Source organism: Rothia sp. HMSC065C03 (assembly GCF_001837295.1).
In the GTDB taxonomy this organism is placed as follows: Bacteria; Actinomycetota; Actinomycetes; order Actinomycetales; family Micrococcaceae; genus Rothia.
In genome coordinates this window covers 195169-217896 of sequence record NZ_KV832005.1, presented here as the reverse complement: position 1 = coordinate 217896, position 22728 = coordinate 195169, and the positions used below count along the sequence as shown (strand labels likewise).

At 56.8% G+C, this 22728-nt stretch carries 18 protein-coding genes and 1 tRNA gene; 14 read left to right on the top strand and 5 right to left on the bottom strand.

Annotated elements, in window-relative coordinates; translation table 11 throughout:
• The first annotated feature begins 18 nt into the window (after positions 1-18).
• Together HMPREF2605_RS05480 and HMPREF2605_RS05475 are read left to right on the top strand one after the other, a co-directional pair.
• Positions 19-246, top strand: coding sequence for a DUF3499 family protein (locus HMPREF2605_RS05480; protein ID WP_070634168.1), 228 nt, complete (start codon positions 19-21; stop codon positions 244-246).
• A gap of 147 nt (positions 247-393) precedes the next feature.
• On the top strand, positions 394-1728 hold the full coding sequence (locus tag HMPREF2605_RS05475; RefSeq protein ID WP_070847283.1) for a TIGR01906 family membrane protein: 1335 nt from the start codon (positions 394-396) through the stop codon (positions 1726-1728).
• Positions 1729-1914: 186 nt separating this feature from the next.
• Here the strand turns inward: HMPREF2605_RS05475 and HMPREF2605_RS05470 are convergent, their stop codons facing one another.
• Positions 1915-3561 carry a dolichyl-phosphate-mannose--protein mannosyltransferase gene (locus HMPREF2605_RS05470; RefSeq protein WP_070847281.1) on the bottom strand — a complete coding sequence of 549 codons (1647 nt, stop codon included), beginning with the start codon at positions 3559-3561 and terminating at the stop codon, positions 1915-1917.
• Between the two features lie 170 nt (positions 3562-3731).
• Here HMPREF2605_RS05470 and rsmI point away from each other — a divergent pair, with 170 nt between their 5' ends.
• The 6 genes from rsmI (at position 3732) to HMPREF2605_RS05440 (ending at position 10303) form a co-directional block, all read left to right on the top strand.
• Positions 3732-4661: a 16S rRNA (cytidine(1402)-2'-O)-methyltransferase gene (gene rsmI / locus HMPREF2605_RS05465; RefSeq protein WP_070847279.1), complete on the top strand. Its 930-nt coding sequence runs from the start codon at positions 3732-3734 to the stop codon at positions 4659-4661.
• Between the two features lie 66 nt (positions 4662-4727).
• Positions 4728-5801, top strand: coding sequence for a TatD family hydrolase (locus HMPREF2605_RS05460; RefSeq protein ID WP_070847277.1), 1074 nt, complete (start codon positions 4728-4730; stop codon positions 5799-5801).
• 476 nt (positions 5802-6277) lie between these two features.
• Positions 6278-7099 (top strand): glycosyltransferase family 25 protein, encoded by an 822-nt coding sequence (locus HMPREF2605_RS05455; protein WP_044150717.1) that lies wholly within the window; start codon positions 6278-6280, stop codon positions 7097-7099.
• Between the two features lie 385 nt (positions 7100-7484).
• Complete coding sequence (locus HMPREF2605_RS05450) at positions 7485-8306, top strand: glycosyltransferase family 25 protein (RefSeq protein ID WP_049346770.1); 822 nt, start codon at positions 7485-7487, stop codon at positions 8304-8306.
• Positions 8307-8351: 45 nt separating this feature from the next.
• On the top strand, positions 8352-9224 hold the full coding sequence (rsmA, locus tag HMPREF2605_RS05445) for a 16S rRNA (adenine(1518)-N(6)/adenine(1519)-N(6))-dimethyltransferase RsmA (protein ID WP_070847275.1): 873 nt from the start codon (positions 8352-8354) through the stop codon (positions 9222-9224).
• A gap of 68 nt (positions 9225-9292) precedes the next feature.
• Positions 9293-10303, top strand: coding sequence for a GHMP family kinase ATP-binding protein (locus HMPREF2605_RS05440; protein WP_070847273.1), 1011 nt, complete (start codon positions 9293-9295; stop codon positions 10301-10303).
• Positions 10304-10389: 86 nt separating this feature from the next.
• Here HMPREF2605_RS05440 and HMPREF2605_RS05435 read toward each other — a convergent pair whose 3' ends face one another.
• Positions 10390-12219 carry an ABC-F family ATP-binding cassette domain-containing protein gene (locus HMPREF2605_RS05435; protein WP_070847271.1) on the bottom strand — a complete coding sequence of 610 codons (1830 nt, stop codon included), beginning with the start codon at positions 12217-12219 and terminating at the stop codon, positions 10390-10392.
• Between the two features lie 235 nt (positions 12220-12454).
• Here HMPREF2605_RS05435 and HMPREF2605_RS05430 point away from each other — a divergent pair.
• The 3 genes from HMPREF2605_RS05430 (at position 12455) to HMPREF2605_RS05420 (ending at position 15069) form a co-directional block, all read left to right on the top strand.
• Positions 12455-12525, top strand: a tRNA-Gln gene (locus HMPREF2605_RS05430).
• 88 nt (positions 12526-12613) lie between these two features.
• Positions 12614-14068 (top strand): bifunctional UDP-N-acetylglucosamine diphosphorylase/glucosamine-1-phosphate N-acetyltransferase GlmU, encoded by a 1455-nt coding sequence (gene glmU / locus HMPREF2605_RS05425; RefSeq protein WP_070847270.1) that lies wholly within the window; start codon positions 12614-12616, stop codon positions 14066-14068.
• A 20-nt stretch (positions 14069-14088) separates the two neighbouring features.
• A complete protein-coding gene (locus HMPREF2605_RS05420; protein WP_070847269.1) occupies positions 14089-15069 on the top strand; it encodes a ribose-phosphate diphosphokinase in 981 nt (326 codons plus the stop codon).
• Between the two features lie 147 nt (positions 15070-15216).
• Here HMPREF2605_RS05420 and HMPREF2605_RS05415 read toward each other — a convergent pair whose 3' ends face one another.
• Positions 15217-16338 carry an arsenate reductase/protein-tyrosine-phosphatase family protein gene (locus tag HMPREF2605_RS05415; RefSeq protein WP_070847267.1) on the bottom strand — a complete coding sequence of 374 codons (1122 nt, stop codon included), beginning with the start codon at positions 16336-16338 and terminating at the stop codon, positions 15217-15219.
• A 317-nt stretch (positions 16339-16655) separates the two neighbouring features.
• Between HMPREF2605_RS05415 and HMPREF2605_RS05410 the strand changes: the two genes are divergently transcribed.
• The 3 genes from HMPREF2605_RS05410 to HMPREF2605_RS05400 are packed head-to-tail and all read left to right on the top strand — an operon-like array spanning position 16656 to position 20565.
• Positions 16656-17630, top strand: coding sequence for a glycosyltransferase family 2 protein (locus HMPREF2605_RS05410; protein ID WP_070832861.1), 975 nt, complete (start codon positions 16656-16658; stop codon positions 17628-17630).
• 35 nt (positions 17631-17665) lie between these two features.
• The gene (locus tag HMPREF2605_RS05405; protein ID WP_168167594.1) at positions 17666-18739 is read left to right on the top strand and encodes an acyltransferase family protein; all 1074 of its coding nucleotides are present in this window, start codon (positions 17666-17668) and stop codon (positions 18737-18739) included.
• 8 nt (positions 18740-18747) lie between these two features.
• Entirely contained in the window at positions 18748-20565 is a 1818-nt protein-coding gene (locus HMPREF2605_RS05400) for an ABC transporter ATP-binding protein (protein ID WP_049355021.1), read from the top strand.
• Between the two features lie 100 nt (positions 20566-20665).
• On the opposite strand, the gene HMPREF2605_RS05395 is transcribed toward HMPREF2605_RS05400, so the two are convergent.
• Positions 20666-21634, bottom strand: coding sequence for a glycosyltransferase family 2 protein (locus HMPREF2605_RS05395; RefSeq protein ID WP_053089017.1), 969 nt, complete (start codon positions 21632-21634; stop codon positions 20666-20668).
• Positions 21631-22593, bottom strand: coding sequence for an alpha-1,2-fucosyltransferase (locus HMPREF2605_RS05390; protein WP_049355022.1), 963 nt, complete (start codon positions 22591-22593; stop codon positions 21631-21633). The genes HMPREF2605_RS05395 and HMPREF2605_RS05390 overlap by 4 nt, the downstream gene beginning before the upstream one ends.
• Positions 22594-22728: the final 135 nt, after the last annotated feature.

Below are 22728 nucleotides of genomic sequence, written 5' to 3'. Positions count from 1 at the left end.
CAGGAAGGTACCATCTACATGCAGACCGCACGACTGTGCTCCCGCCAGACCTGCCAGCGAGAGGCGACTGTTACTCTCCACTACTCCTACGCAGATTCCACGGCACTCATTGATGCACTCTCTGAATTCCGCGAACCCCACGCCTACGACCTCTGCGACGATCACGCCGCACGACTGACGGCACCTCAGGGCTGGCGAGTGGTCTACAAGGTACCCGTCCAGGGTGCGGACACCATCGAATCCTAGAATTCGGACCCAAGATTTAAACACCCGAATGCAAAGAACCTTCCGTGAATTCACACGGAAGGTTCTTTGCGTATGAGAAACTGGCAGATAGTACAGACACCCGCAACTCACTCAAACACCATTCACTCGAAGAAGAACGCGAGATCAATGAGCAAAGAAACACACCGAGGAATGTGGGGCGCACTGCGCCCGGCCATCCGCCGCAATAGCGCCGAAGAACTTCTCAAGGCCCGCCGCGCAGAGACCGTCACCAGCGAACCGGCACCGCACACCGGCGCATTCGGCCGCATCGTAGCAGACGTACCCACCGTCGCTGAAGAACCCGACCTGCCCACCGGTTCCGTACCCGTCGTCCCCGCACGCAGCAAACTCCGTGAACAGGGCGTCGGCACCCGCGTGCGCACCCGCACCAACGTCTCCACCGGCTTCGTGCCCCTCGTGCGCGACTCGCAGAGCACCCCCAAAAACCCGACCCTCAGCGACCTCAACCGCGAAACCATGCAGCGCGCCGCCGAAGCAGAAGCCGCGGCAGCAGCAGAAGCCGAAAAAGCCGCTGAAGCAGAAACCGTCGCTACCGCGGAGGCGGCAAGCGCCTCCACCGCCGGACGCAAGTACCGCACCGAAACCACCCGCACCGGCCACACCCACGCGGTCGCAGACCCCAACGCGCCTCTGTCCTCCCTGGCAGCCTCACCCGAGGCCGCTGAACGCGCCGCGGCACGCGAAGACGCCGTGGAAGACACCCCGCGCCTCCTCAAGCTCCGCGCAACCCTCATCGCGCTCACCGTACCGCTGACCGTACTCATGATCGCGATCCGTGCCGTCGCTTCCGCGCCCTTCCTCTGGCTTGAATACCACCGACCCGGATTCCCCGAAGACAGCTACGGCTACTACCTCATCGAGAGGATGCGCCTGGGCTCTTACGGCGTGGACTACATCAACAACTTCGCGCCGCGAGAATACCTCGCCCGCGTCACCACCGGTGCCGACAATACCCTCGCCTTCACCGAAGCAGAAGTAAACCACATGCACGACGTGAAATGGGTGCTGCTCATCGCTACCGTAGCCGTTGCCGTGCTCTTCCTCGTGACGCTCTTCAGCAGCATCTCCCTGCGCGAGCGTGCCCCCGGAACCATCCGCCGCAGCCTTTTCTCGGGCGCGTGGATTACCCTGGGCCTTATCGTGGTGCTCGGCGTCGTGGGCGCCTTCGGTTGGGAATGGCTGTTCACCACCTTCCACCAGGTGTTCTTCCCGCAGGGCAACTGGGAGTTCTCGGTGCGAAGCTCCCTAATCCGCCTCTACCCGCCGCAGTTCTGGATTGATGCGGCAATCGCCGTAGCGGTCCTCGTGGCAGCGCAGATTACCCTCCTGCTCGTGACCACCTGGCCCACCAAATACCGCAAGCTCAAGGCGGAACGCCGCCGCCAGGAACGCCAGGAGCTGCGCGTCAAGCTCGCCTCCGCACGAGTCGGCGAGAACTAAATTCCATAAGCCTTCTCGCTCCCCGCGTTAGAGCGCAGAGGGCACAACAAAGGGGGCTGGGCATCTACCCATACGGTAGAACCCAGCCCCCTTCGCTATACCCAAGCTTGCATCGCTCGCGTCTAAACCCGAGCCTAAAACCCGAGCCTAAAACCCGGCTCTAAAACCCGAGGCTAGATTCCGAGCCTAAATCCAGGACTTAAACCACATGTGCGAATACCACTGCTCATACGGAATCACCTGAGCAGTCCACAGCGGCATAAAGTATGCACTCAACACCAGCACACCCACAAGGTAAATCGCCACCAGCGTCACGCCCAAACGGGCACGCAACACCGAACCGCGAGCACCCGACAGCGCCAGACCCAAAACACCCGCCAACAGCAGAATCAGGAACGGCTCAAAGGACAGAGCGTAGAAGTAGAACATCGTGCGGGTCGGGTACATAAACCACGGGAAATAGCCCGCACCGAACACAACCAGCAGCGCACCAAAACGCCAATCCCGCTTCAGCAACAGAACCAGAAGCGCCACAATAATCGCCGGAATAAACGCCCACCAAATCGCCGGGTTACCGATATTCAAAATAGCCTCGGAACAGGACTTCACGGTACAGCCAGAAGAACCCAGCTTCGGCGACTCATAGTAGTACGAGGTCGGGCGGCCCAAAACCAGCCACTGCCACGCCTGCGAAGAATACGTGTGCGGGCTACTCAAACCAGAATGGAACTTAAACGCCGAGACATGGTACTCCCACAAGGAACGCAAATCCTCAGGAAGCCACATGACACCCTTGCCGGGGTTCTCAACAGCCCAGCGGCGGAAATACGCATTCGACGACTGGAACCAGCCCGCCCAAGTGCTCAGATACACCAGCAGACCCACACCAATCATCTGGAAGAACGCGGGGATGCCGTCACGCACCAGCGCCGTCAAACCCCACTTATCCAGGCCCACAATACGGCGAGCATTAATATCCCAGAACACCGTCAGCAGACCCATCGCCGCAATAAAGAACAGCGAATTCCACTTCACACCCACCGCGGCACCGGCGCACACACCGGCAGCAAAACGCCACAGGCGCAGACCCATACTCGGGCCCCACGGCATCGGCGGAAGCACACCGCTATTCTGGCGTGCCGCCTCCGCAATATTGCGCGCCAACACGCGCCGCGCCTGAATACGGTCAAGCACCAGGCACACAAAAGTCGCCAGAATCCAGAACATCTGGAAAATATCCAGCAGAGCCAGGCGAGACTCCACCAGCATCAGACCATCCACCGCAGCCAGCAGAGCCGCAATAGTCGCCACCGTCATCGAACGGAACAGCAACCAGCCAGCATACGCAATCAACGCCACCGACAGGGTGCCAATCACCGCAGCAGAAACACGCCAACCAAAGGGATTATTATCACCAAAAATTGCCATGCCCGCGGCAATCATCCACTTACCCAACGGCGGATGCACCACATACTCCGGCGAATCCGTCAACAGACCCGACGGGTGACCCGCCGCAAAGGAAGCATTAGCGTCCTTCGACCAGCTCAACTCATAGCCGTAATGCACATACGAGTAGGCGTCCTTGGCGTAGTACGTCTCATCAAAAACAATGGCATTCGGATGCGCCAAATTATAAAAACGCAGAATACCGGCAACCAGCACAATCAGTGCGGGCGCCAGCCAGCCCCAACGCGGGGCACGAATATAGGCAACAGCGAGCGCATCCAGCAGAGAATCGAGGCTGTAACGACCACGTTCAGACGAAGAACGGGCAGAACCAGCCGAACCAGCCGTGGCGGCAGACGCGGGAGAAAGTAGCTTAGGTATCTTCACCCCATCAATCCTAAAGGGTCAGAACGCACGATGCACCATTTCAGCCCGTGAACGGCTTATATGACGCACTGGCACCTGTGCCTGACGCGGAGTCCCACCCGGTACTGGATTGAGCGCGGGCGTTACACTTAGTGGGTACACGAAGACCAGACACAAACACGAGGCCTGCCATGACCGCACCCGCAGAATACACCGAAGAAACCGCCGCCCCCTCAGAAACGGTCGAGGCACCCGAGACTGACACCGCCGTCACTTCCGAAGAAGGCGGCGTACTCATCCTCGGCGGCACCCCCATCGGCAACCTCGCCGACGCCTCCGACCGACTGCGCTCAGCCCTCGCCACCGCAGACCTCATCGCCGTTGAAGACACCCGCAAGCTACGCACCCTCGCCTCCGGGCTTGGCGTGCGCACCCGCGGTCGCGTCATCGTCAACCACGACCACAATGAAGCCGAACGTAGCGAAACCATCGTGCAATCGGTACAGGACGGTCAGCGCGTGCTGTTGCTCTCGGACGCGGGCATGCCCACCATCTCCGACCCCGGCTACGTTGCCGCCGCAGCCGTCGCGGAAGCCGACCTGCCCGTCACGGTGGTGCCCGGCCCCTCCGCCGCGTTGACCGCGCTCGCGCTCTCCGGCCTGCCCACCGGACGATTCACCTTCGAAGGCTTCCTCGCCCGCAAGGGCTCCGAGCGCACCCGCCGCCTTGCATCGCTGGCGGGGGAGGAGCGCACCATGATTTTCTACGAATCCCCGCACCGCACCGCCGCAACCCTGGCAGACTTCGTGCAGACCTTCGGCGCTGACCGCCGCGGAACGGTCAGCCGTGAGCTAACTAAGCTTCACGAAGAGGTTCGACGCGGTACCCTGGCTGAGCTTGCCGAATGGGCTGACTCTGAACGCGTCCGAGGCGAAATCGTCATTATTGTTGAGGGCGCACAAGCCCCCGAAACCCCCGAAGCGCAGGACGTAGTGCAGCTGGTCCTCGACCGCGTGGCTGGCGGCGAGCGCCTCAAGAGCGCCTGCACCGCGGTTGCCGCTGAGACCGGCACCTCCAAGCGCGACCTGTATGAGGCGGCACTGGCTGCCCGCTCCGAATAGCCCAGAATCACCGCGCAATTTTACCCCCTAAGTTTTACCCCGCTGTTTTATCCCGAGGATTTATCAATGTGTCAGAGCTATCCCGGTCCTGAAATCACCCAGGAGTACCTGAACTCCCTCGCCGCCCTGGCGAACTACACCCTGCCCACCCCCGCGGCACTTCAGGCAACCGCCCTGCCTAACGGCTGGGCGCCTGTCCCCGGTGAAGTCCCCGCACCCTATAAGGCGGAACTCTACACCGGCATCAGCGACGCCGAAGGCGGAGAAGGAACCCGCCGCCGCTCCACCACCGGCGAGAACGGCCGCAGCCGCAATCTGGTCTTCCCGCCCGCCCCCGAACCGCTGCCGTACCCCATCGTGGATAACCACACCCACATGGACCTGCTCGACGGCGAAGTAGAAATCAGCGCCCGCGATGCACTCGATGCCGGTGAGAAGCTCGGCATCGCCGCCATCGTGCAGGTCGGATGCGATATCCCCTCCTCCCTATACGCGGTCGCCGCCGCGCAGGCTGATGAGCGCGTCCTCGCCGCTATTGCGATTCACCCCAACACCGCTCCTGAGCTGGCTGCAGCCGGTCAGCTGGAGGCGGCGCTCGCCACCCTCGACGAGCTCGCCACCGCCGACCGTGTGCGCGCTATTGGCGAGACCGGCCTGGACTATTTCCGCACCGGTGAGGAAGGCAAGGAGGCGCAGCACTACAGCTTCCGCGAGCATATTCGCATTGCGAAGAAGCACAATCTGGCGCTGCAGATTCACGACCGTGACGCGCACGAGGATGTTGTGCGCATCCTGGATGAAGAGGGCGCACCGGAACGTACCGTGTTCCACTGCTACTCGGGTGGTCCGGAGCTTGCCGCGATCTGCAATGAGCGTGGCTGGTACATGAGCTTTGCCGGCACGGTGACTTTCAAGAATTCGAAGGGAATCCAGGAGTCGTTGGCGATGGCTCGCCCGGAGCTGATGCTGGCTGAGACGGATGCACCGTTCTTGACCCCGCATCCGTTCCGCGGCCGCCCGAATGCGTCCTACATGACGAACTACACGGTGCGGTTTATGGCGGCTCATCGCGGTGAGGAGCTGGAGGCGCTCTGCCGCCGTATCCGTGAGAATTCGGAGCGCGTTTACGGTCAGTGGTAGGCACGTACAGCCTGTAGCGGAGAGCTACTCTGGATCGCCTGCGTATTGCCTTGGCTCCAAAGATGCGTTTGGCGAATGCAAAGAACGCCCTGGACGCCACCATTGATGAGGTGAAGCAGCGTCTGGGCAAGGCGAAATAAGTAAGCCTCTTTGAGAAAGCCTTTCTTTGTCATATATGTATGGCGGGGAGAGGCTTTTTTGTAGCTATTTTCAGCTCTAGTGCGTGAGGTAGCATGTAACGTGCGAGACATAACAGGGGGCCGTACGCCAATTGTTGGGTACTATCATTCAATTGAATGATAGTGTATTTTTATACATACGATTCATCACTCACTGACTGGGCGACTTGTTATCGTGCGCGCATATTTTCTGCGCGCTTTGCGTTTGTCGTTGCCAAGTCAATACTCGGCACTCATGCGTGGCTTCTGTCGTTTCAGATAAAGACTGTATGGGCGTGCCACAGCAAAGGGAAAACCATGGCAAAAATCCTGAAATACGTTCTGGGACTGGACGACGCGAACCGTTTTGATTCTTTCTTCTCGGTGGGGGCACCCGCTCAAGATTTTCAGCGTTATTCTGCGGTGGATAACCGCGATGATCACGTCACTGATGCGCAATTCGATAGCAAGCAGTTCTTGGCTCGTTACGGTAAAGAGCCGAGGCCTGCCGAGAAGGGTTGCGCTTTGAGCCACTACCACATGTGGAAGGACTTCCTCGCTTCAGATGCCGACTGGGCTTTGTTTGCTGAGGACGATGTCCTCATTTCCCCTGACCTGCAACCTGTAGTGGATAGGATTATCGAAAAGTATCCTCACGTGCAGATGGTTAACCTGGGCGATATCTACGCTTCTGAAGCTGGCAAGCTCACCCCGCAGGTTGATTACCCTCGTCTTTCGTTGCTTTCTCCTTTTGTGTACGGCAAGTACCGTATGGGTAATGCCTATGGTTCAAAGCCTCTGTACGGTGCTGCCCTGTATCTTCTTTCGCGTTCTGGGGCTGAACGACTCGTGGAATGTTATGGAGAGACGGTTCCTGGCGTTGTTGCCGATGATTATTCCCTCTATCGAGAATGGGGGGTAGACGTATATTTGGTGCAACCCGGTCTATGCGGTTGGGAAGGTACTAGCCTCATTCAAACTTCTGGCGTTCGTCACTTGGAAAGTCTCAAGAGCACGCAGCATGGCACTGGTTTTCTCGATCGGTTGCGCATCGCCCTGGCGCCGAAGAAGCGTATTGCGAACGCGAAGAACATTCTGGAAGCCACCATTGATGATGTGAAGCAGCGCCTGGGACGATAACCCAGAGACGGATTGGGCTACTGTCATCACATAAAAATGTAAATATGTGGGTCTTCTGCCTGTCTAGTATCCCCTCCCTATCGTGTATCTGCGGTAGGGAGGGGATTTTTGCTGTGCACTAGTACGACGCGTACCATATCGCGTTTTAACCTGAGGAGACCTGAGATTGGCGCCTGGTGAATGATAGAATTCTTTTTACGTTGCACTGCGGTGTGCGTATTTATCACACGCTCAATATTTCAGACTCCCTGCCGTTTACGCACTGATTTTTAAGATTGATGAACCCCTCTGTTGTGCAGGTGGTCTGAAGTTCTGAAAGCTCATCATTAGCCGACGCGATCTTCTACTGCTTAGGTCTTCTGGATGAGCTATTGAAGGGAAAAACATGGCAAAGATTCTGAAGTATGTTCTGGGCCTGGATGGCGCGAACCGTTTTGACTCGTTCTATTCGGTGGGCGCACCCGCGCAGGATTTTGTCCGTTATTCTGCGGTGGATAACCGCGATAATCACGTCACTGATGAAGAATTTGACGTTGAGTTTTTCCGTAGCCGCTGGCATCGCGACCCGAGCCCCGCGGAGAAGGGTTGCATGCTTAGCCACGTGAAGATGTGGCGTGACTTTGTTGCGAGCGACGCCGACTGGGCACTGATTGCTGAAGACGACATTCTTCTTTCTCCGGATGCTGAGGCGGTGGTGAACGCAATCATCACGAAGTACCCGCAGGTGCAGCTGGTGAACCTCAGCGATTCTTTTGCGAATGATGCCGGCAAGCTGAACCCGCAGGTGGAATACATCCGCCTGTCTCTGCTGTCTCCTTTTGTACACGGTAAGTACCGTATGGGTAAGCCGTACGGTACGTGGCCCCTGATTTGCACCGGTCTGTACCTGATTTCCCGTTCGGGTGCTGAGCTGTTGCTCAAGCAATTTGAGGATAAGGTACCGGGCACCGTAGCTGATGATTACAAGCTGTACCAGCAGTGGGGTGTGGATGTGCGTTTTGTGCAGCCTGGCCTGTGCGGCTGGGAAGGCAGCAGCGTCATTTTGGAATCCGGTAAGCGTCATCTGGATAAGGTGAATAGTCTCCAGCACGGTACTGGTCCGCTGGATCGAGTGCGTATCGCTTTGGCACCGAAGAAGCGTATTACAAATGCTAAGAACGCTCTGGAAGCCACTGTTGATGAGGTAAAGCAGCGTTTCTCGCGGTAACCTAAACTGTAACCTCCCCACCATCCACCTATGTGAAGGAACGCTGTGAACGATCTGCCCCTGCTCGGCCCTGCTGAGATTCGTGAGCTTGCCGAGATGCTCGGTATTCGTCCTACGAAGACTCTTGGGCAGAACTTTGTGATTGACCCTAATACGATTCGTCGTATTGTCAACGCGGCAGAGATTTCACCGGAGGAGACGGTGCTGGAGGTCGGCCCGGGCCTGGGTTCGTTGACCCTCGGCATCCTGGACGCTGCGAAGGATATGGTGGCGGTGGAGATTGACCCGCCGCTGGCTCAGCAGCTTCCGCACACGATTGAGAAGTTCCGCCCTGAGAAGGCGGGCGATATTGACGTGGTGCTCATGGACGCCCTGAAGGTCACCGAGCTGCCTCGCACTCCGGATGCTCTGGTGGCGAACCTGCCCTACAACGTGGCGGTTCCGGTGCTCCTGCACCTGTTTGCGCAGTTCCCGAGTATCCGTCACGCCCTGGTGATGGTTCAGGACGAGGTCGCCGACCGTCTTTCGGCGACCCCCGGTTCGAAGATCTACGGTGTGCCCTCGGTGAAGGCTAATTGGTATGCCGAGGTGTATAAGGCGGGCGTGATTGGCAAGAACGTGTTCTGGCCTGCGCCGAAGATTAACTCGGGCCTGGTGGGTTTCCGCATGCGCGAGGAGCCTCTCTCGACCGTTGACCGCGACCTGGTGTTTACGATTGTGGACGCCGCTTTCGCTCAGCGCCGTAAGACTCTGCGCGCCGCGTTGAGCTCCTGGGCGGGGTCGGGTGCACGTGCGGAGCAGATTCTGGTGGCTGCCGGTATCGCTCCGACGGAGCGCGGTGAGAAGCTGGATATTCACGGCTTTATCCGCATTGCGGAGGCTTCGCTGACTGTCCCGGCTGAGCCTGTAACGAAGTAGCTTCTTCCCGCTCTAAATTTTTCACTGACGTTCTCACGCGAGTTTCCGCACGAAAGGTGTATGCGCTGATGAGTACCGCCTCCCAGACCGCTATTTCGGTTGATGCTCCCGGCAAGGTCAATCTGTACCTTGCTGTGGGGGACGTCCGCCCGGACGGCTACCACCCGCTAACTACGCTTTTTGCGGCGGTCTCTCTGACGGAGACCATCACGGTTTCTGAAGGGGCTGCACCCGGGCTGAGCTTGAGCATGGATATTGTGCCCGGTTCCCTGGTAGATCAGCAGATGCAGGCGGGGCAGTTCGACCCTGCCGCTGTGCCGATGGATGAGCGGAATCTCGTGTATCGTGCCGCTGCGCTGATTCTTGCGGAGCACGGTATCGAATCTGTCCCGGCGCTGCACCTGCATATTGCGAAGGCTGTGCCCGTGGCTGGCGGTATGGCGGGCGGTTCAGCGGACGCGGCTGCCGCCCTCATTGCTACGGACCGTTATCTGCACGCAACCGGTCGCACCGGTGCACTCCTGACCCAGACGGATTATGAACGTCTTGCCGCGCAGCTGGGCGCCGATATTCCCTTTAGCGTGCGCGCCGCGCTTGGGCAGACCCTCGCCCTGGGGCAGGGGACCGGTACCGAGCTGCAGAATGTTGCGGCGCCTCGGGAACCTCTGCACCTGGTGATTGTTGCCGCGCAGTTTGGCCTCTCCACCCCCAGCGTATTCAAGCAGCTGGACGCGGGCCGTGCCGCCGGTGAGTATCCCGCCTCCGGCGAGCTGGTGGAACCCGTAGAGCTTCTGAGCGCCCTGAATTCTTATGACGGTTCGGAGGCGGCGCTCGCCTCCTTGGCGTCGCTGTTGCGTAACGACCTGCAGGCACCCGCACTTTCGTGCGCCCCGCAGCTGGAACAGACCCTGAACCTGCGCGAGAGCGAGGGCGTGGATGCGTCCCTGGTGTCCGGTTCCGGTCCGACGGTGCTTCTGCTGACTTCTTCGCAGGCTCGGGCGGAGGCTCTTGCCTCCACTCTTCGCGCTGCGGGCAACCACGCTGTGAGCGCGGTTAGTGCGATTCTGAATCACCCTTAGTTGCCGCTGTAGCTGAGCGCTGAATATATGAAGAATGCCGGTTCTAGATTGAATCTAGAACCGGCATTCTTCTATGCCAATAGACCTTAGCCTAGTAGCTCGGAGAGTTCGAGCCAGCGCATTTCTAGCTCGTCAATCTCATCCTGAAGTGTCTGCTGCTGCTCGCCGAGTGCCGCTAAACCGGCGTAGTCGGAGGCGTCGTGCGCGCTCATCTGCTCGGAGAGCTTCTCCTGCTCTGTAGCGAGCTTGGCGAGGCGGCGTTCAATCGCACCGGATTCCTTTTGCGCCGCACGCAGCTCGGCACCGGAGACCTTCGGGGTATCCGGCTCAGCAGAAGCCTGCGCCGAGGAGGCGGCACGCGCCTGCGCGCTACCGGCGGCAGAACCGCCAGCACCAGCTGCTGAGAGCACCAAGTACTCGTCCACACCGCCGGGCAGGTGACGGAACGAACCGTCAATCACGGCGTACTGCTGATCGGTGACACGCTCCATGAGGTAACGGTCGTGGCTGACCACCAGCAGGGTGCCCGGCCAAGTGTCCAGCAGGTCCTCCATCGCGGCGAGCATATCGGTGTCCAGGTCGTTGGACGGCTCGTCGAGAATCAGCACGTTCGGTTCATCCAGCAGAATCAGCATGAGCTGCAGGCGACGCTTCTGACCACCCGACAGGTCCTTGACCGGGGTAGACAGCTGCGCACTCGTAAAGCCCAGACGCTCCAGCATCTGCGAGGGGGATAGCTCCTTACCATCGGCAATGTAGCTGCGCTTCTTGCGGCCAATCACATCCGAGACACGGTCGTTAGCGACCTCGTTGAGCTCGTCGAGCTGCTGGGTGAGGGTTGCAATCTTCACCGTCTTACCGTGCTTGACGCGGCCTTCGGTCGGCTTCAAATCGCCGGTGACCAAGGAGAGCAGAGTCGATTTACCCGCACCGTTCACGCCCAGGATTCCGGTGCGCTCGCCGGGAGCAATACGCCAGGTGACCTTCTTCAGCACCGGGCGCTTGCCGCCGGGCATCGAGGGGTCGTCGTAGGTGACCGAGACGTTTTCGAGGTCTACCACGTCCTTGCCGAGGCGGGAGACCGCCATCTTCTTCAGCTCCACCGTGTCACGCACCGGCGGAACGTCCGCAATGAGGGCGTTCGCGGCATCAATGCGGAACTTCGGCTTGGAGGTACGCGCGGGCGCACCGCGGCGCAGCCAAGCGAGCTCCTTACGCATCAGGTTCTGGCGCTTCGCCTCAGCTGCGGCTGCCTGGCGGTCACGTTCCACGCGCTGCAGGATGTACGCCGCGTAACCACCCTCGAAGGGCTCGACGATGCGGTCGTGCACCTCCCAGGTGTCGGTGCAGATTTCGTCGAGGAACCAGCGGTCGTGGGTGACGACCATGAGGCCGCCGGCGTTCTTCGACCAGCGGGACTTCAGATGGTTGGCGAGCCAGGTGATGGCCTCGACGTCCAAGTGGTTGGTGGGCTCGTCGAGCATGAGCACGTCCCACTCCTGCGCGAGCAGGGAGGCGAGCGCTACGCGGCGGCGCTGACCACCAGAAAGAGAAGAAACCGGCGCGTCCCAGGGCAGGTCGGAAACCAAACCGGAGATAACGTCGCGGATGCGCGCCTGGGACGCCCACTCATATTCGGGGGTGTCGCCCACAATTGCGTAGCCGACCGTGTGGTCGTCGTCGAGTACATCGGACTGGTCGAGGTAGCCGATGCGGGTGCCGCCGCGCACGGTAACGCGGCCGGAGTCCGGTTCGAGCCGGCCGGCAAGGATCTTCATGAGGGTGGACTTGCCGTCGCCGTTGCGACCGACAATGCCTATGCGGTCGCCTTCGTTCAGGCCGACCGTGATGCCTTCAAAGATGGTTCGGGTAGGGAATTCGAGGTGCAGCGATTCGCCGCCAAGTAGATGTGCCACGCCTTCTAGGGTACAGGGTGAGTGTTCAGTTCAAGTAGCGCTCCAAGCTTTGATGAGGGGCTACTTGGCGGTGCTGAGAAAAGCTGTGGGGATTGCGGGGCGCGCGGCTAAGTTGAGCACAGATATTTGATAAACTGAGGAAAGCATTTCCTGCATTGCGCTGTTCTGTGCCCAAAATGGCGGTCAATGACGATGAGGACCCGCTAGCGGGGGCTTGTCGTGAATGTAAGGATAATCCGCCATGGTGTAATGGCAGCACAGCGGCCTTTGGAGCCGTTTGTCTAGGTTCGAGTCCTAGTGGCGGAGCGTAAGCACTCAACGGCACCGTTGATTAGAGAGTTAGCGGTCCGCGCTCACTCCTCACTCTTACAACCTCGTCTAAGGAGTCTTCCCAGTGAATACTGAACTGGCACCCTCTGCAGTGATTGTTCTCGCTGCAGGCGCTGGTACGCGCATGAAGTCCGCTACCCCTAAGGTTATGCACGGTATTGGTGGTCGTTCCATGGTGGAGCACGCTGTTGCCGCGGCACGTGACCTGAACCCCGAGCGCCTTGCTGTTGTGGTGCGCCACCAGCGCGATAAGGTTGCTGAGCACGTCCTCGCTTTTGATTCTGAAGTAACCATTGTTGACCAGGATGAGATTCCCGGTACCGGCCGCGCTGTTGAGGTCGGTCTGAATGCACTGGATGCGCAGGCACCCGTTTCTGGCACCGTCCTGGTGACCTACGGTGACGTTCCCCTGCTGCGCCCCGAGACTCTGCGTGAGCTGATTGCTTTCCACGAGGACGACAAGAACTCCGTAACCGTGCTGACCACCCACGTGGATGAGCCCGGCGCTTACGGCCGTATTGTCCGTAACCAGGCTGGCGAAGTGACCGCCATTGTTGAGGCGAAGGACGCTTCCCCCGAAGAACTCGAAATCACCGAGATCAACTCCGGTATTTACGCTTTTGATGCTGCAGTCCTGCGTGAGGCGCTGCTTGAGGTGACCACCAACAACGCTCAGGGCGAGAAGTACATTACCGACGTTCTGTCCATCGCTCGTTCGAAGGGCCACCGCACCTCCGCTCTGGCTATTGAGGACCGTTGGGAAGTTGAGGGCGCTAACGATCGCGTGCAGCTGGCTCAGCTGGGTCGTATGCTCAACAACCGCATCCTTGAGGCGCACATGCGTAACGGCGTGACTATTGTTGATCCGCAGAACACCTGGGTTGACGTTACCGTCACCATTGAAAACGACGTAACCTTGCTGCCGGGCACTCAGCTGCACGGTTCCACCACCGTCGCTACCGGTGCCACCATTGGCCCGGACACCACCCTGACTGACATGACCGTTGAGGCTGACGCTACCATCATCCGCGCGCACGGTTACGGCGCTGTCATTGGTGAGGGCGCAACTGTTGGTCCCTTCGCATACCTGCGCCCCGGTACCACCCTGGGCAAGGACGCTAAGCTTGGCACCTTCTGCGAGGCTAAGAACTCGCAGATTGGCGATGGCGCAAAGATCCCGCACCTGTCCTATGTTGGTGACGCCACCATCGGTGAGGGCGCGAACATTGGTGCAGGCTCTATTTTCGCGAACTATAACGGTCTGGTGAAGAACCGCTCCGTTATTGGCGCGCACGCCCGTATGGGCTCCGCAGGCATTTATGTTGCACCTGTTACCGTCGGTGACGGTGCCTACTCCGGCGCGGGCGCGCTGATCCGTAAGGATGTTCCTGCGGGCGCCCTCGCCTACTCTGAGACTTCCCAGCGCACCATCGAGGGCTGGGTCCTGAAGAACCGTGCTGGTACCGAACCCGCCGAAGCCGCCAAGGCTGCTGGCGCTCAGGAACCGGCAGAATCCTAATTCGAGGAAAGAACAACACCATGAGTAGCGAGATTACCAACCCCGGTGAGCGCAAGCTTGTAGTGGTCTCCGGTCGAGCACACCCCAAGCTTGCCGAGGAGATTGCACAGGCACTTGATCACGACCTGCTGCCCACCTCCGCATACACCTTCGCCAACGGCGAGACCTACGTTCGCTTTGAGGAGTCGGTGCGCGGTGCGGACGCTTTCGTGATTCAGTCGCACCCGGCACCCATCAACGAGTGGCTCATGGAGCAGCTCATCATGATTGATGCGCTCAAGCGCGCATCCGCTCGCTCTATTACCGTGGTGTCTCCTTTCTACCCCTACGCTCGTCAGGACAAGAAGCACAAGGGCCGTGAGCCTATCTCGGCACGCCTGATTTCTGACCTGTACAAGACTGCTGGTGCTGACCGCCTGATGTGCGTGGACCTGCACACCTCGCAGATTCAGGGTTTCTTCGACGGCCCGCTGGATCACCTGTTCGCAATCCCGGTGCTGGCTAAGCATATCCGTGAGCGCGTTGAGGACCTGTCGAACGTGACCGTCGTGTCCCCGGATACCGGTCGTGTGCGTGTGGCTGAGCACTGGGCTGACCTGCTGGATGGCGCACCTCTGGCATTCGTGCACAAGACTCGCGACATTAATGTCCCCAACCAGGCTGTTTCTAAGACTGTTGTAGGTGACATTGAGGGTCGCACCTGCGTGCTGATTGACGACATGATTGACACCGGCGGCACCATTGCTGGCGCTGTGAAGGTCCTCATGGACAAGGGCGCGAAGGAAGTTATCATCGCAGCAACTCACCCGGTTCTGTCTGACCCGGCTGCTGAGCGTCTGTCTCAGTGCGGTGCTGTGGAGGTCGTCGTGACCAACACCCTGCCTGTGCCGGAAGAGAAGCAGTTCGATAACCTGACTATTCTCTCCATTGCTCCGTTGATTGCTCGCGCTATCCGCGAGGTCTTCGACGAGGGTTCTGTGACCGAGATTTTCGATCACTAAGCTTCTAAAGCCTAACGAAAGTCCCCCGCTGACTACTGTCGGCGGGGGACTTTCTACTCTTGAGGCTAAGTTGTAGAGGCTAAAGCTAACCCGGCTGGAACAGATATCTGTTCCAGCCGGGTTAGCGCTGTATTTAGCCTCGTATGGTTAGCGATGCGCCTGTGCGAGCCAAGGCAGAATCACGCGGAGGGACTGCTCCACCTCGTCCACGGCAACCTTCGCTGCTGCGGGGCCGCGGCGGTAGGGGTCTTCCAACTTGTCGCTATCGAGCGGACGGGCACCGTAGGAGTAGAGGTAAGAGAGCGGCTCGGCGCGGCGTGCATCCTCACGGATACGTGCAACCTGCTTGAGAAGCTTAATCTTGGAGTGGTGTTGGGGCCATTCGCGCACGATCCAGTCGGCGTGTACCTTCTCGGCCACCAGAATGATGGTGGCGTTTTCAATAATCTGCTCGTTGAGCTGGCGGGAGGCGAAACCTTCGGGGTTGTATCCTCGTTCGATGAGTTCGTTGGCTACGTGTTCGTAGACGCCGTGGCCGACGAGAGCGCCGGTGCCCGCGCTGGAGAAAATCCACTTGTCTTCCAGACCGTACTCTGCGGCGAGGTGCTTGGAGATTACCTCACCGGATGCGCTGCGGGCAATATTGCCGGTGCACACGAAGAGCGCTTCGAAGGGGCCGTCCTTGCGGGCGCTGTCGGTACGGTTGAGAGTCTTGGGGGAGAACTTAAAGAGGGAGGGGCGTTCGCCGCGGGGCGTGGTAGCCGGGCGGGAAGCCTGTGCGTTCTGGCTGTTGGCTTCTTCGGGGTTGGCGAGCTCTTCGGCATCAACGATGGGCGCGTTGTGCTGGCTCACACGGATAATGCTGGGGCCGGTGGGCTTACCGTCTACATCGAGGATGTCACCGGGGGCTGCCTCGATATCGGTATGGGTGAGAGGCTGCGAGACGGTTGCGGTGCCGTCGGCGCTCAGTTCTTCTTCCGGGGTGACTTCCTGCTGATGGGTTTGCGTAGCGGTGTATGCCTCGTAGTCGTCTACTGCTTCGAGGAGGGAACCGTCAGGGGAAATGGTGCGACCGGCTACCCCGTGGCGGTTCTTGCCTGCCAGCTCGGGGTTGCTCTTAATGAGGGAGCGGACTCCATCAGCAATATTTGCGGAGGGAGAGGCGGCGGTTGCCTGCTGCGCCTCGGCAGTTTCTGCTGAGTTGGTTTTGTCCTCGGAGGAACCCCACGCGTACTTGTCCTTGAGGGACTTGATGTTGAAGATGCCCATCAAAAAGCCTTTTCTAATTGACGTACCCAACAGTGAACAGAGAAGCCGGAAGTGTCGGGTTTGCTGAATGAATAGTATCTATCATACCGAGTTACTTGCACCTTCAACGGGTCCTTTTCCTGTGTGTGGCGAATACCCTACAAGTGCGTAGAAGAGCAACAGTATCCGTAGGAACATCCGTTTAAAAATGACCTAAAGTACAGAAAGGTCTCCGAAGCTAAAGAAAGCCTGCATGTTAGAATTATGCCTAGACTCTACTCATCACTCCTCAAATACATGGGCCCGTCTGCAATTTATGGCGGGTCGAGAAAGGCATCATGAACCTTCTCTCAAAAATCCGTTCAGAATTGGGCCAGCTCAGTTACTCCTTTAAACGGCGAAATACTCCTAAACTCTGGCGAGATCAGGTTGAAGCCATTCGTTTTCTTAAAGTCCATAACCTTCCTGCACCGCATCTTAAAGGTCCTCGTCAGGAAGTGTGGGCTGTTTCTGTCGTTAAGAACGAGCTCGATATTTTGCCCTCTGTTCTCGACCATTTTTTTGCCCAGGGAATTGATCGGATTATTGTTGCTGACAACCTCTCGACTGATGGCACTCGTGAGTACTTGAGCCAGCGAGCAAACGAGGATCCGCGACTTATCTTTGCTGAAGATAACTGCGACCGACACATTCAGTCTGAGAAGATGACATATCTTTCACATCTGGCATGGCGGAGCGGCGCTCGCTGGATTATTCCTTTCGACGGAGACGAATTTTGGTATGCGGAGGATGAGAAGCTCGGTGATTTCCTGCGCAATGCACCCGATAACATGGGTGTCTACTACGCAGGATTCCACCACACTGTACCCACTGTGGACTCACCAGAGAATATCGTGGACACCGAGTTGGTGATGGATACGTCCTATCCTTTCCCTGGCAAGTGTGCTTTCCGCTCTCACCCCTTCGCTGTGGTCATCCCAGGTAATCACGATGTGTGCCGTCTTGGCAATATTGAGCAGCGACTTGAGATTGTTCACCTGCAGTACCGAGGCATTGCTCAGATTGCCCGTAAGGTACGCGTGGGAACCGAGACCTCCCGTCGTACTGGTGAGGATTTGAGCTACTTCGCGCCTCACTGGGAAGCGGGTAGCAAGCTCAGCGATGCTGAAATTGCTGAGGTATGGGAGAACATTTCGCATGGCCGTCCCGATGAGCGTATTAAATTCGTAGCTAAGGGGCCGATGGTGTGGGGCAAATTCCTACAGTGGCGTTACTGGAATGAAGACGGTTCGATTGCTAAGGGAGATGCTTAATGACAGCGCCCGTACGCCCAGCATCCAGGATTATGTTGGATTCTCTGACTGCTGTGCGCGGTCCGGCGGCACTTCTTGTGTTCGGGTACCACGTTATCCACGGGACTCAATGGGCTAACTGGCTTCCGGGTGCGCGCCTCGGTTATGTGGGTGTTTCGCTCTTCTTTATTCTTTCTGGATTCGTGTTGGCATGGTCGTATAACAAGAACGCTGGGGCGAAGAACTTCTATCTTCGCCGCTTTGCGAGGGTATACCCTCTGCATCTCTTCTTCTATTGCGTGGCGTTGCTGGGTCTTCTACTGTTCGGAGTGTCTAACTCTGCTGGAGACCTCAACCCGCTGAGTGCATTGCTGAATCTGGTTCTGTTGCAGGCATGGGTACCGTCCTGGGAAGTTATTTTCTCAAATAATGCGGTGAGCTGGTCACTCTCCTGCGAGGCATTCTTCTACCTCATGACCCCGTTCGTACTGAACCGCCTGGATGGTATGCGCTACCGTGTGAAGGCTGCTCTACTGGGTGGCTGGTTCCTACTGATGGCAACGGTCTCCTATATTCTGGCCGCCCAGTCGAACTTTATGGACGTGGTGGTGTACGCTAACCCACTTCTGCGCTCGGGCGAGTTCGCACTCGGCCTGGCTCTGGGCCTCTTTGCTCTCAAGGTGCGTGATGGTTACCGCGTTCCCGTGATTCACGGTTACCACTGCTTGGCCATGATTGCTATAGCTCTCGGCGCCATGTACGTCAGCTCGAAGTTCTACCTGCTACAGACGGCTCATGGCCTGCTACTGGCACCGGTCTGGGCGGTATTGATTCTTGTATTGGGGCTCTGGGATATCCAACGTTCCGCTCAGCCTCGCGAAAAGAACGTGTTCTGGAAGATTGGGGTCGTTGCTGGTGAAGCAAGTTTCGCATTCTACCTGGTGCATGAGCTGGTGCTGGCTTACGTGCGATCGGTACCTTCGGCTGCATCCGCTCACGGCGGTATAACGGGTCTGGTGTACGTCGTAGTTTCTCTTATCATCGCGAGTATTCTCGCGCTGCTGGCTCATTATTATATTGAGCGTCCAGCTCATCGTTTCATTGTGAAAAAATATTCACAGAAGGTATAGGTTTTATTGTGAAGAGTGTTTACTCTAAAATTCGGGTTTTTTTCCCGGGTAAAAAGTTTAGGCTCTTGGTACTAAACATTTTGGGTCTCTTTGCGGTATCGCTTTTTGAGATGCTTGGTGTGGCTCTCGTGCTTCCTCTGGTGAACCTCGCTATGGGAACCCCACGTGAAGGCTTCATCCTGAAAGTTTCTAACTTCTTCGGCGATCCGGATACCCCCACCCTAATTGTTATCTTCGGCGTGGCTCTCGTCGCAGCATTTGTTTTCAAGGGTGTCTTCTCCCTAATTATTCGTCGCTGGAGCCTCGGCTTCATCGCCACCCAGCAGAGCGCTGTTTCAGTGACTCTGCTAAACCGCTACATGCGCGAGCCCTACCTGGACCACCGTAAGCGTGGTACCGCCCCGGTGCTGAACTCCGTAAATGATGTGGTGGGTCAGGCCTACGGTACCTTTGTCAACGGTGTGCTTGGCTTTATCGGTGACTTACTGTCAATTATTGTGTTGATGGTAATGCTACTAGTCATTATGCCGGTGCCTGCTCTTCTCGCCTTTATCTACTTCGGTCTGGCTTCGTTCGTGCTACAGGCTGTGCTCAAGCGCAAGAACCGCGAACAGGGCGTCATCGTACTGAATGCGACTAAGGGCGCGCTGGACGCGGCTATCGAAGCTGTAGTGGGCTTCCGTGAAATCCGCATGTACGGTGTGACTGAACGCTACACCTACCGCTACCAGGAAAAGCGAATTGACTCTGTTAATGCGTCAATGCGTAGTGCTTTCCTCTCCGATTTCCCGAAGTACACCTTGGAAATCATCTTCATTGTTGGTATTGCTGCTCTCTTGGCCTTTATGAGCGCTACGCAAGGTGCTGATAGCACTGGCTATTTGCTTCTCTTTGCTGGTGCCTGCATTCGTATTTTGCCTAACTACACCCGTATGGTTGCCTCTCTTGGTAGCATCCGTGCAGGTGAACATGCGAGTGATACACTGCTGGAAGAGCTTGAACACCTTACCCCTGAAGAGCGTATGTTCAAGATGCCCTCCGCACCGGTCGTCCCGAAGGATCACGACTACATCAACAAGAGCATTGAGCCTGTTAATATTCAGATTGATAATCTGACCTTCCAGTACCCTGACGGTGATAAGCCTGTGCTGAAGGACATCACTCTTGATATCCCGATGGGCTCCTCAATTGCTTTTGTGGGTGGTTCTGGTTCGGGTAAGACTACTCTGATTGACCTTATTCTGGGTCTCTTTGCACCGACCCGTGGTCAGGTGCTGCAGAATGGTGAGTCGATTCTGAAGGACCTGCGTTCCTGGCACCAACATATCGGCTACGTTCCCCAGGATGTCTTTATCGCAGATTCCACTGTGCTGGAGGCTGTAGCATTCGGACTAAAGCCTGAGGAAATTGACGTGGAACGTGTCAAGTACTGCCTCGAAGTGGCTGCTCTGACCGAGGTTATCGACTCTCTGGAGAATGGCCTGGAAACTAAGATTGGCTACAACGCCACCCGTTTGTCGGGTGGTCAGAAGCAGCGCCTGGGTATCGCCCGTGCACTGTACCGTAACCCGAGTGTGTTGATTCTGGATGAAGCAACCAGCGCATTGGACAACGAGACCGAGCACAAGATCACGAAGACCATCGAGCGTATTTCTAAGGACATTACGGTTATTATCGTGGCTCACCGATTGTCGACGGTTCGTAATGTTGACCAGCTGGTTTATCTCTCCAAGGGACAGATTGCTAATCAAGGTACCTTTGTGGAGGTGCAGCAGGCCAACGCTGAATTCGCTAACCTGGTGAAGCTGGGCCAGTTGCCGGATTAGTCTCATAGGTTGCATATCTAAAGCAGAAGGGGCTCTCGTCATGAACGAGAGCCCCTTCTTTTGTTTATGTTGTATTTTTTACCGTCTGGAAATATCCGTGTTAAATACCTGTAGCCGTCTTTTCTTTGAGCAAATGAACGATTTCTTTAAACTCTTGAGGTAAAGAGCCAATAGATGTAAGAGGGCCAGTTGGATGCCAAGTGACGGTTTCATGGTTAACTTCGCCGCGCAAAAGTGCTTCCCATAGGGGGGTAGCACTTTCAACGGTTATATCACCATTACGTCTCCAATGGTATCCCATCTCTTCAGGCAGATTGGTGGCTTCCAACGCCTTAGCCCCTTGACGTAGCTTGCGCGTAAATTGTTCTTTTGAACGCCAGGGGTAGTGGATGATAGCAACTTCATTAAGCTTCTGCTTACCCGGTGCAATGACCTCATGGTTGCCCATTTTGATAACTGCATTCTCCCAGCGTGAGAAACACACTTTCAGATCCCAGTGGGGAGTTGGATCAATCCTGAGAGTAGGTCCTTCAATACTGGGAAAAACGTTGTACAGCTTCGTCAGCTCGACAGTATGACCCTTTTGCGAGCGTAGGACTTCCGATAGCGGAGCAGAAACACCATACCAAAATTCATCAGCGTCGAAAGGGATAATCCATTCAGCGCCCGCTTCCATCACCCGGTCAGCAAGCCAAGTCATTTTCTCTGACTGGTAGTAGGCTAGCTCACGGTCCTGAATAACGTGCACCGGTAGATTCTTGCTGAGTTCGAGCAGCAGCTCATAGGTCCCATCAGAAGAGCCATTATCGGCTGCTAAGATATGGTCCACACCTTGATTGAGTAGATGTCGGATCGTCTGCTCGACGATATCTGCTTCGTTTTTCACCATGGTTATGCCCCAGATGAAGGGACCAGAGGGGAGATCCGCGTGGGTAAATGTTTTGTTGAGTGAAGCGTAACGCTCTTTAAACTCAGCACTCTCACGGAGCTCAATCGCTTCGCGTTTTTTATCACGATTAATTTTTAGCAGGAAAAGCTGATGCTTGAGGGATTTAAGAGCGTTAATCACAGCAGTTCACCCGTAATCCAGTTTTTACCTTCGGGATGATGCACAGCAACCCAATGAGTGCGGTGCATCTTTGGGCGGCTCTGATAGGCACGATCGTCTACAGGAATAACTTGATGAATATCAGGGGAAAGGACAACCTTCTGAGCTAACAACTCACCGATGTAAGCCCCCCAATAGCCGAAGGTCGTATTGGTTAGAATCAGGTAAGGCGCGCTAGCCACAAGGGCCAGGTCATCGAACATGCCAGATCCCTGCTTTTCGAAAATGCAGGGCGCAACTGAGCTCAGATGTGAGAGATTTTCCTCGCACCACTGAAGATCATCTGATACAAAAATAATTTTTGAAGGAGTAACGGTATCCTGAAGCTTCTTCAGTGCTTCCTCCACATAGGTCACCGTATCAATTCCGAAAACCTCACTAATTTGAGGCACGGAATAGTAATCGCCTCGGCGAACATTAATGACGAGAGAATTTTCATCCACTACATTCTGCATTCTTGCAAGGCGCTCACTAAAGGCCTCTGAAGAAAGAAGATATTCGCGAATAAAAAAGTGCAAATCTTCTTCGCTGATATCTTTCTCAATATCCGTCGGGAAGTAGCCGCTACGGCGGGTGAAGAACGTGTACTCTGACAAAGGAGCCGTAATAGAGGCAAGTTTCGGGAATTCCTCGGTCCATGCCTCCATACCGGGACCGTAGAGCAAAGATGCTTTATCGGTACCGTGATGGCGCAGAGTCGCAGCGCGGGCCCATAGATACAGCCAATTGCCTCCCCGGGAGATAGGGTAGGAAAGGAGAATAAATTTTTCACCGCGACGTAGAAGGTTAATATATTTCCCCAAATACTTATGGCGAATAGAGCTGTAAGCTGCAGTGACAGCACGTTTGAAAGCGGGTTGCTGAACAGTGTATACGGCGACCCTTTCTGATTCATTGATGGGTTGGATATCAGAATCCACGAGAAAGTCCCCTTTCGAATGTGTAAGATGGCGAGTTGATAGTGGGTGAGTATTTGTTACCTGTATAGGTAATCGAAAAGTGCAGCTGAAAAAGTAGTGAAGTTGTATAATCCTAGAGACGATAGCACCCACCGC

Excerpts from the sequence above, each read along its gene's own strand:
- HMPREF2605_RS05455 (WP_044150717.1), top strand. The coding sequence starts at position 6,278 with ATGGCAAAAATCCTGAAATACGTTCTGGGACTGGACGACGCGAACCGT.
- rsmI (WP_070847279.1), top strand. The coding sequence starts at position 3,732 with ATGACCGCACCCGCAGAATACACCGAAGAAACCGCCGCCCCCTCAGAA.
- HMPREF2605_RS05410 (WP_070832861.1), top strand. The coding sequence starts at position 16,656 with ATGAACCTTCTCTCAAAAATCCGTTCAGAATTGGGCCAGCTCAGTTAC.
- HMPREF2605_RS05460 (WP_070847277.1), top strand. The coding sequence starts at position 4,728 with ATGTGTCAGAGCTATCCCGGTCCTGAAATCACCCAGGAGTACCTGAAC.
- HMPREF2605_RS05450 (WP_049346770.1), top strand. The coding sequence starts at position 7,485 with ATGGCAAAGATTCTGAAGTATGTTCTGGGCCTGGATGGCGCGAACCGT.
- HMPREF2605_RS05420 (WP_070847269.1), top strand. The coding sequence starts at position 14,089 with ATGAGTAGCGAGATTACCAACCCCGGTGAGCGCAAGCTTGTAGTGGTC.
- HMPREF2605_RS05475 (WP_070847283.1), top strand. The coding sequence starts at position 394 with ATGAGCAAAGAAACACACCGAGGAATGTGGGGCGCACTGCGCCCGGCC.
- HMPREF2605_RS05415 (WP_070847267.1), bottom strand. The coding sequence starts at position 16,338 with ATGGGCATCTTCAACATCAAGTCCCTCAAGGACAAGTACGCGTGGGGT.
- HMPREF2605_RS05480 (WP_070634168.1), top strand. The coding sequence starts at position 19 with ATGCAGACCGCACGACTGTGCTCCCGCCAGACCTGCCAGCGAGAGGCG.
- HMPREF2605_RS05440 (WP_070847273.1), top strand. The coding sequence starts at position 9,293 with ATGAGTACCGCCTCCCAGACCGCTATTTCGGTTGATGCTCCCGGCAAG.